Annotated in this window: 6 protein-coding genes; 4 read left to right on the top strand and 2 right to left on the bottom strand. The window is 63.2% G+C overall.

The features are described from left to right. Positions 1-131 precede the first annotated feature (131 nt). The 3 genes from RT460_RS03765 to RT460_RS03755 are packed head-to-tail and all read left to right on the top strand — an operon-like array spanning position 132 to position 2,453. Positions 132-449: an iron uptake protein gene (locus RT460_RS03765; protein ID WP_313317246.1), complete on the top strand. Its 318-nt coding sequence runs from the start codon at positions 132-134 to the stop codon at positions 447-449. Between the two features lie 11 nt (positions 450-460). Continuing rightward, a complete protein-coding gene (locus RT460_RS03760) occupies positions 461-2,128 on the top strand; it encodes a PepSY-associated TM helix domain-containing protein (RefSeq protein ID WP_313317244.1) in 1,668 nt (555 codons plus the stop codon). Next, positions 2,121-2,453, top strand: coding sequence for a DUF3325 domain-containing protein (locus RT460_RS03755; RefSeq protein WP_313317243.1), 333 nt, complete (start codon positions 2,121-2,123; stop codon positions 2,451-2,453). Before RT460_RS03760 ends, RT460_RS03755 begins: the two co-directional genes overlap by 8 nt. A gap of 44 nt (positions 2,454-2,497) precedes the next feature. Here the strand turns inward: RT460_RS03755 and RT460_RS03750 are convergent, their stop codons facing one another. Then, positions 2,498-3,391: a LysR substrate-binding domain-containing protein gene (locus RT460_RS03750; protein WP_313317242.1), complete on the bottom strand. Its 894-nt coding sequence runs from the start codon at positions 3,389-3,391 to the stop codon at positions 2,498-2,500. Between the two features lie 366 nt (positions 3,392-3,757). Between RT460_RS03750 and RT460_RS03745 the strand changes: the two genes are divergently transcribed. After that, positions 3,758-4,174: a hypothetical protein gene (locus RT460_RS03745; RefSeq protein ID WP_313317240.1), complete on the top strand. Its 417-nt coding sequence runs from the start codon at positions 3,758-3,760 to the stop codon at positions 4,172-4,174. 100 nt (positions 4,175-4,274) lie between these two features. On the opposite strand, the gene RT460_RS03740 is transcribed toward RT460_RS03745, so the two are convergent. Then, a complete protein-coding gene (locus RT460_RS03740) occupies positions 4,275-5,135 on the bottom strand; it encodes a PA4780 family RIO1-like protein kinase (RefSeq protein ID WP_313317238.1) in 861 nt (286 codons plus the stop codon). Positions 5,136-5,493: the final 358 nt, after the last annotated feature.

Genomic DNA, 5,493 nt, shown 5'->3' with positions numbered 1-5,493 from the left:
CCTCTCCCCAACCCCTCTGCCACGAGGGAAGAGGGGCTTTGAAGCTCAGCGGTGGGGGGCTTGAAAGCACAGCCGTGCATGGACGCTGCAGCGCTTGTTCGTACTACTCACATTCGAGATCAGCCAGCCCCATGTCCCAACCACCTGCCACCCTCGCCCCACCCCGCTCACGACGCTTGCAGATCCTGCTGCGTGTGCTGGCCGCAATCCTTGGCGGTTATGTCTTCGCCTGGGGCACGGTGGCGCTTGCCACCAGCTTGCTGTTTGCTGCCCGGCTCGATTTCCATGATGCCGAGTTTCTTGGCGCTTTCATCGGCCTGATCGCCTACGTGCTGGTGTTCCTGTGGAGCATCGCTACCCAGCGCGTGCTACGGGTGGGCCTGGTCCTGCTTGGCCTCGGGCTGCTGATGGCTGCCGCCGCCTCGTTCGTTCAATCCCTGCTGACCTGACCGGAGATCCCATGTTCAACAGTTTCCGGCAAGCAATGGCATGGCTGCACACCTGGTTCGGGTTGGTGCTTGGCTTCGTGCTGATGGCAGCCTTCTTCTTTGGCGCGCTATCCGTGTTCGATCGCGAGATCGACCGCTGGGCCATCCCGGCAACGCGGATCGAGGCGCAACCAATGCCTTCGTTCGAGAACGTGCTGCGGCCGGCCTTCGAACGCATGCAACCCTTGCAAGCGGACATCGATGCAATGCGCGCGCGCGTCAATGGGCCGATGCCGACGCACTTCGACCAGGTGGCCAGCTGGAGCGCCTACACCACCCACCGCGATCCGGTACTGGCGCTGTATGCAGGCTACAAGGTGCCCAATGCCAAGGATCCCGAAGAGCTGATCTGGGCCTATGCCACCATCGACCCGCGCGATGGCAGCGAGCTGCCGGATGACCGCCTGAAGATAGGCAGCGGCTTCTTTTTCCCGCTGCATTACGGACTGACCCTGGACTGGAAGAACCTGGGCATCTGGATCGTCGGCTTCTCCGCCCTGGTAATGCTGGCTGCATTGATCAGCGGGGTGGTGATGCACCGCAAGCTGTTCCGCGAGTTCTTCACCTTCCGCCCCGGCAAGGCCCGGCTGCGCAGCGTACTGGACCTGCATAACCTCACCGGCGTGGTCGCCCTGCCCTTCCATTTCTTCTTCGCCCTGACCGGCTTGTTGATCTTCGCCGGCACGTATTACTTCCCGGTCGGCCACACCCAATTGCACGACCTGCATGACCTGCACGAGCGCATGGAAGCGCAGGAAACCGGCCTGCCCCACCAGCGTGCTGGGGTACCGGCAGAACTGGCGTCGGTCGATGCGATGGTCGCGCAGGCGCGCCATCGCTGGGAAGCCAATGACAAGGCGGGCGACGTGGGCTTCCTGGTGGTGCAGCATGTCGGCGACAGCAACGGCTACGTCAGCGTCTACCGTGCCGGCACCGACCGCATCGCACTGGTGGGTGATGGCATCCATTTCAAAGGCAGCAGCGGTGCCTTGATCCGCGAAGATCCTGCGGCCACGCCTGTGGCGCGCGTGAGCGAGTTCCTCACCGGCTTGCACCTGCAGCATTTCCGCCATTGGCTGCTGCGCTGGCTCTACGTGCTTGGCGGCCTGACTGGCGCGGTATGCATTGCCACAGGCTTTATCTTTTTCGTTGAAAAGCGCAAGCGTCAACATGCCCTGCAGGGCAGCCAGGGGGCGCGCATCGTCGATGCGCTGGCGGTCACCACGGTCACCGGCATGGTGCTGGCCACGCTTGGCATCCTGATTGCCAACCGCTTGTTGCCGGAAGCTTTGCCCGGCCGCGGCGATTGGGAGCGCTATGCATTCTGGGCTGTTTGGGCAGTGGCGCTGGTACATGCGGGCCTGCGCGGCGCACCGGTCGCGCGCGGCCTGGCCAATCCGGCATGGCGTGAACAGGCGTGGGCCATCGCCGTGCTGGCCGTCGCTGCGGTGCTGTTGAACTGGATCACCACCGGCGACCATCTGCTGCGCACGCTGGCGCGCGGCTATTGGCCAGTGGCAGGTGTCGATCTGTTCCTGTTGGCAAGCGCTCTTGTCGCCGCGCTTGCCGCACGCCGCATCGGGGCACGTGCGCGCGTACAGCAGCGGCAAACCTCGCAAGCGGAGCCCGCCCATGTCTGATCAGCTGGCTGCAAACCTGCTGCTTCTGGCCGCACTGTGCGCCTGCGTGGCGGGCATGGTGTGGTTGGCATTGTCAATGGAAGTGCATGCCTTGCAGGTCTGGGAACACCGTCCTTCATCGGTCTCACTGCGCTTGCTGCGCATGGCTGGCAGCATCAGCATCGCCTTCGCGTTGCTGTTGTGCCTGATGGTGGACCACGCGACGATGGCGGTGCTGGTGTGGGTGATGGGCTTGAGCGGCGCAGCGCTGCTGGTTGCCTTTACCTTGTCATCGCGACCACGTCGCCTGCGCCTGTTCACGCCGTGGCTCAGCCGGCGCAGCTAACGCCGTCGCGCTGGACAATCCAAACCATCACAGGTTGGCGCCTGCTATTGGCCTTGCATGTCCCTGCGGTGCGTGTCGGCTTCGGCATGCAGCCATTGCCGAAACGCCAGGAAGCCTTTATGTGCTTTCGAGCGTTCCGGATACACCAGCCAATGCGACCACGGCGTCTTCAGGCGTTGGTCGGACAGCAGCAACAGCTGCCCGGATTGCAGCAGCAGGTGCGCCCGGGTTACCCGTCCCAGTGCAACCCCAACCCCATCCAGCGCGGCGCGGTGGTGTGATTCGGAGTCATCAAGGATGGCGATGTAACGCCGGGGCGGCTTGGTACCCGTCAGTGCAAACCAGCGATCCCACTCACCATCCGGGTCACCCAACAGCGGCCACTCGGTCAAGGGCAGTGCCCCGATCCCGCCCATGCGCTCCACCAACGCCGGGCTGGCCATCGGCACCAACCATTCATCGATGAGCGGCTCACTGACCAGGCCAGACCAGTTGCCATCCCCAACCCGCAATGCCGCATCGAACTGCAATTGTCGCTCGAAATCGACGAGCAACTGGCTGGACTGCAGGTTGATCTCAATCTGTGGATATTCGGCGACGAAGCGGCCAAGGCGTGGCACCAGCCATGCTGACGCCATGGTTGGTACGGCACTTACCGTCAGCACGCAGTCACGCCGTGCCTGGAATGGCCGGAACGCGTCGTTGATCGCATCCAGGTGGGGGCCAATCTGTTCCAGCAAACGCCGTCCTTCGATGGTCGGGGCTACCCCGCGTGCGTGCCGGGTCAATAGCGGATACCCCAGGCGCTCCTCCAACTGCCGCATCTGATGGCTCAGGGCGCTGACAGTTACATTCATTGACGCGGCGGCACGCGACAGGTTGCCAAGGCGTGCGGCGGAGACGAAAGCCTGCAGGAACTGAAGCGGCGGCCTGGACATGAGCCTTTAGTTTCTCTCAAGTAGCGGTTGAGGGATGTTCGCTTTTTTAGGCTCAAGCTTGGACTTAACGTTAGCGCTCCTCAAGTGGGAGCATGGAAATGAGCGTTTTCAATGACCTGTTATTCCTCCACGGCTATGTGGCGAATGCGGAGTTGGCGCAGTCGCTGGTAGCGCGCCCGCTCACCGACTGCGAGGACCAGAAACACTGCACGGATGCCACGCTGGTGTCGAAACCAGTGCCGTCGTGCGGCGCACGGGAATCGATGTGCCCTGCCCCTTCGTCCTGCGTCGCGCGCTAGAGCGCGGCACTACCTTGGGTTGCACCTGCGCGCTACGCTTCAGCCCTTCTGTTCGGGGCTGCAGGTGATGGTGATATCCCGTGTGTTGATCGTGCTTGTCGTGCTTGTCGGAGCGGGCGGCGCGCCCGCGCAAGACGAAGTCGCGCCCGAACCGGCTGTCACCCATGGTGGCCATTGGCATGCAGACAGTCGACAGGGCAGCTTTCGCGTGGTGGCCGAAAGCGTCGGCTTTGAACACGTTTCCTGCCGGATGTGGATCGAATGGCTGCCCGCTGCGGCAGATGGCGAGTCGTCGAATGCATCCGTTCCGCGGGTACTGCTGGAAGAACTCTCCGATGGTTTCTGGACCTGCGGCAATGTGCAGCTGACCGGCAGCATGCTGCGCATCGACAGCCACCATGTCTATTCGCTGGAGCCCCGGCGATTCACGGTAGTGCTGGGAGCGCCGGGCAGCTACCGCTTGCAGGCCGCGGCCCCGCTGTAGCGGCAGGGCGACACCCGGTTGCGCGCGGGGCGCTGGGGACAGCTGCCGGGCATTGCTCGGCATTGCCGTGATATCTGCGGCCCGCGCGGCTTATGCCGCTTTACAGGTCTTCTTCGGCAGCGGCTTCGCGGCCTTGCTGGCGGATCAGCGCTTCCTCACGGGCGTCGTTGATCGCCTCGCGCACGCTGTCCAGGTCGACCGCGCGTTCATCCGGCGTGTACTGCCCTGTCAACACGGTATCGGGCAACAGTTCACCGGCCTGGAAGAGTTCCCACATCTCCTCGCCGTACCAGGTATCCAGCAAGGCAGGCGCACTGCGCCCGAGATAGGCGGTGAGATTGTTGACGTCACGCAGCAGCATCGAGCGCGCGGCATTGTTGCCACCGGCACTGACCACCTGCGGGAAATCGATCACCACCGGACCGTCCGGCCCCACCAGTACGTTGTAGGGCGACAGATCGCCGTGGATAAGGCCGTTGCACAGCATCAACTGGACCTGCTGCACCAGCACTGCATGGAACTGCTTGGCCTGATCAGCTTCCAGCTCCACCTCGCCCAAGCGCGAAGCGCTGTAGCCATCGGCATCGGTGACCAGTTCCATCACCAGTACGCCGTGGAAATAACCGTGTGGTTCAGGCACGCGGACGCCAGCTTCGCGCAGTTGGTAAAGCGCATCGACCTCGGTGTTCTTCCAGGCCACTTCCTGCTGCTTGCGGCCATACTTGCTGGCCTTGCCGATCGCACGTGCCTCGCGACTACCACGCACCTTGCGGCCTTCCTGGTATTGCACGCGCTGCTGGAAACTGCGCTGTGCCATGTCCTTGTAGACCTTGGCGCAACGCACGTCGTCGCCACTGCGCACGACATAGACGGCAGCTTCCTTGCCGCTTTTCAGTGGGCGCAATACTTCATCGATGACGCCATCTTCGATCAGGACCTGGAGTTGCGGCGGTGTTTTCACAATGTCTCGGTGGCTGCGGGTGGCGGTTCGATCTGTATCGAACGTGGGCCGTCCGGGCGGGAACAGGCTGGCTATTGTTGCCGATGGTACGGAAACCGGCCAGCCATGGAAGCAGGACGGGGTTCAGCCTGGTTAATTGCAATGGCATATATGCGAACGGCCAGGCGTTGTGGCTGGCCGTTGGTCGGGGTTGTTGGCTGAGGTGCGGCAGGCTTCGCCTGCCCCCCTCTCCCCAACCCCTCTCCCGCAAGGGGAGAGGGGCTAAAGCAGCTTCGAGCGCTGCCTCAACCTGCAGGATCCAAGCCCCTCTCCCGCAAGGGGAGAGGGGCTAAAGCAGCTTCGAGCGCTGCCTCAACCT

This window comes from Stenotrophomonas sp. (assembly GCF_032061965.1).
Lineage (GTDB): Bacteria > Pseudomonadota > Gammaproteobacteria > Xanthomonadales > Xanthomonadaceae > Stenotrophomonas.
The sequence above is the reverse complement of the archived record's forward strand: the minus strand, read 5'-3'. Positions and strand labels throughout refer to the sequence as shown.

Bases quoted from the DNA above. Each gene is read 5' to 3' on its own strand.
- RT460_RS03745 (WP_313317240.1), top strand. From the start codon at position 3,758: ATGGTGATATCCCGTGTGTTGATCGTGCTTGTCGTGCTTGTCGGAGCG.
- RT460_RS03755 (WP_313317243.1), top strand. From the start codon at position 2,121: ATGTCTGATCAGCTGGCTGCAAACCTGCTGCTTCTGGCCGCACTGTGC.
- RT460_RS03750 (WP_313317242.1), bottom strand. From the start codon at position 3,391: ATGTCCAGGCCGCCGCTTCAGTTCCTGCAGGCTTTCGTCTCCGCCGCA.
- RT460_RS03760 (WP_313317244.1), top strand. From the start codon at position 461: ATGTTCAACAGTTTCCGGCAAGCAATGGCATGGCTGCACACCTGGTTC.
- RT460_RS03765 (WP_313317246.1), top strand. From the start codon at position 132: ATGTCCCAACCACCTGCCACCCTCGCCCCACCCCGCTCACGACGCTTG.